Origin of the sequence: Brevibacterium sp. (assembly GCF_052105255.1) — a bacterium.
GTDB lineage: Bacteria > Actinomycetota > Actinomycetes > Actinomycetales > Brevibacteriaceae > Brevibacterium > Brevibacterium linens_B.
Map to the genome: position 1 here is coordinate 1 of NZ_JBQDYQ010000125.1, position 2,637 is coordinate 2,637.

Genomic DNA, 2,637 nt, shown 5'->3' on the forward strand with positions numbered 1-2,637 from the left:
CGCGCGAGGTTGCTGGGCCCCCGTCAGGTAGCAACAAGGAGTGGTGGGATGAGAGCGGCGCCGACTCGGATCGAGTCGGCGCCGCTACTTCGTCTTTGCTGGGTGTCTGCGGATCAGCGTCCGCGCATCGCCTTGTGGTTCGGGCGGGCCTTGTTCGGGTCGATTCCCTTCGGGATCGGCGGACGCGAACCCTGCGTCCCGAGAGCAGCAAGACGGTTGCGCACGGCCAGCACCTCGGCGCGGTTGAGTTTGCGCGGCAGCTTCTGCACGGCCGGGACGACCTGCTTCATCGCGAGCTGGCCCTCTTCCTTGCCGCCCTGGAAGGTGTGCACCGGAACATTGGGGAGGATGCGCTCGTGGCGCTTCTTCTCCTTGGCCAGCAGCTTCGCGCTGCGTCCCTTCGGACCTTCGCTCAGCAGCACGACGCCGGCGCGACCGGTCGACCGGAACACAAGGTCGCGGCTCTTCGGATCGACGGCGATGGGCTTCTCATCCATGAGGTATCCGCGGCGGGCCGTGTTGAGAACGGCGCCGAAGGCTCCGGGCTGTCCGTCCATCTGAGCGAATGCGGCGGTCTCGGCGAAGCGGCCGAGCATGAACATGCCCAACAGCAGACCGACCATGAAGCCGAGGATCGTCGTGAAGATCGCGGTGGTGCCGCCGATGAGCAGACCGATCATGAGGCCGATGAGCGTGCATCCGAGGATCGCCGCAGCCAGCAGCCACGGGGTCGCTTTGTTGTGTTTGGCGGACAGCTCATAGACCTGACGCATCTGCGCCAGACGGCCGGGCTTCTTGTTCGGATCCTTTGGCTTGCGCCGGAAGAGTCCCTTACGCGGTTCTTCGCTCATTCTCTCACTTGCTCTTGAGGGGCGTTGCGGCGTCGCCTCCGGAAATCAGGGGGAGGCCGACGCTCATTGCTCAGCAGTCAAGTCTACCTCTTCGCCGGGGCCGAAGGTATCCACAACCGCCTGAGCCTCCTGTTTGGCGGGCGTGTGCTTGTCCAAGTGCGCCAGATGCGACGGGATCTCCTCGCCGCGGCGACGCATGGCGGTGGCCCACAGGCGACCGGCACGGTAGGACGAACGCACGAGCGGACCCGACATGACACCGAGGAAGCCGATCTCCTCGGCCGCATCGCGCAGCATCACGAAGTCGGCGGGCTTGACCCACCGGGTGACGGGGTGGTGGCGCGGGGAGGGTCGCAGGTACTGCGTGATCGTGATGAGGTCGCATCCGGCATCGTGCAGGTCCTGCAGTGCGGAGATGATCTCGTCGTTCGTCTCACCCATCCCGAGGATGAGGTTCGATTTCGTCACCAGACCGGCTTCGCGGGCCTGCGTGATCACCGACAGGGAACGCTCGTAGCGGAACGCGGGGCGGATCCGCTTGAAGATGCGCGGCACCGTTTCGACATTGTGCGCGAGCACCTCGGGACGCGAGGAGAACACCTCGGCGAGCTGATCCGGTTTGGCATTGAAATCGGGGATGAGCAGTTCGACGCCGGTGCCGCGGCTGTCGACGTAGGAGAGGTCATGGATCTGGCGCACGGTCTCTGCGTAAAGCCAGGCACCGCCGTCGTCGAGGTCGTCACGGGCCACGCCGGTGATCGTCGAGTAGCGCAGGCCCATCTCCGCCACCGAGGCGGCCACGCGGCGCGGCTCGTCGGCGTCGAATTCGGCCGGTCGGCCGGTATCGATCTGACAGAAGTCACAGCGGCGGGTGCACTGTTCGCCGCCGATGAGGAAGGTCGCTTCGCGATCCTCCCAACATTCGAAGATATTCGGGCAGCCTGCCTCTTCGCAGACAGTGTGCAGCTCCTGCTCGCGCACGAGCGACTTCAGCGCGGTGTATTCGGGGCCGATATGGGCCTTCGCCTTGATCCAGGCAGGCTTGTCCTCGATGGGAGTCTCGGAGTTGCGGGCTTCGACGCGGAGCATGCGGCGGCCTTCTGGTGCGATCGTCATCTGAGTTCTCCTAAGCGGTGATGGTCTCGTGCAGGATTTCGTCGAGTCGCGATGCCACATCTTCGGGAGTGACCGTGCGACCGAGCTCACCACTGATGGATGTGGTGTCGGCGTCTGTGATTCCGCACGGAATGATGGACTCGTAGGCTTCGAGGTCGTTGCTGCAGTTCAGGGCCAAGCCGTGCATCGTCACGCCTTCGTGGATGCGGATGCCGATGGCGCCGATCTTGCGGTCGCGACGGAGTTCGTCGCCACGCAGCCAGACACCGGCACGGCCCTCGATGGTGGTCGCCTCGATCTCATATTCGGAGAGCAGTCGGATCATCGCGTCCTCGAGTTGGGACACGAAGAGCCGGACCTCTTTGGGGTCGTTGAGTTTGTAGATGAAGTAGGCGACCAGCTGTCCGGGCCCGTGCCAGGTGATCTTCCCGCCGCGGTCGACGTCGATGACATCGGTCCCGTCGGTCGGTCGTTCGAAGTCCTCGGTGCGCTTGCCGGCCGTATAGACCGGGGAATGCTCGAGGAGCAGGATCGTCGATCGACGGTCACCTGCGAGCACTTCGTCGTGGTATCTCTTCTGCAATTCCCAAGTCTGCCGATAGTCCGAGAGGACAGGGGCGAACCCGAGCGTTTCTGTGGCCAGGGGCATGGCTCCACACTATGACTCTTG

The 2,637-nt window shown here is 64.3% G+C and carries 3 protein-coding genes; all 3 read right to left on the bottom strand.

Features of this window, described 5'->3' with window-relative positions; translation table 11 throughout:
* Window positions 1-113: 113 nt before the first annotated feature.
* Window positions 114-851: a DUF4191 domain-containing protein gene (locus ACTIIH_RS16200; RefSeq protein WP_441452847.1), complete on the bottom strand. Its 738-nt coding sequence runs from the start codon at window positions 849-851 to the stop codon at window positions 114-116.
* 63 nt (window positions 852-914) lie between these two features.
* Window positions 915-1,967 carry a lipoyl synthase gene (gene lipA / locus ACTIIH_RS16205; RefSeq protein ID WP_441452848.1) on the bottom strand — a complete coding sequence of 351 codons (1,053 nt, stop codon included), beginning with the start codon at window positions 1,965-1,967 and terminating at the stop codon, window positions 915-917.
* Window positions 1,968-1,977: 10 nt separating this feature from the next.
* The gene (lipB, locus tag ACTIIH_RS16210; protein ID WP_441452849.1) at window positions 1,978-2,616 is read right to left on the bottom strand and encodes a lipoyl(octanoyl) transferase LipB; all 639 of its coding nucleotides are present in this window, start codon (window positions 2,614-2,616) and stop codon (window positions 1,978-1,980) included.
* Between the last annotated feature and the right edge of the window lie 21 nt (window positions 2,617-2,637).

Coding starts and splice junctions, on each gene's coding strand:
- ACTIIH_RS16200 (WP_441452847.1), bottom strand. CDS start 851: ATGAGCGAAGAACCGCGTAAGGGACTCTTCCGGCGCAAGCCAAAGGAT.
- lipA (WP_441452848.1), bottom strand. CDS start 1,967: ATGACGATCGCACCAGAAGGCCGCCGCATGCTCCGCGTCGAAGCCCGC.
- lipB (WP_441452849.1), bottom strand. CDS start 2,616: ATGCCCCTGGCCACAGAAACGCTCGGGTTCGCCCCTGTCCTCTCGGAC.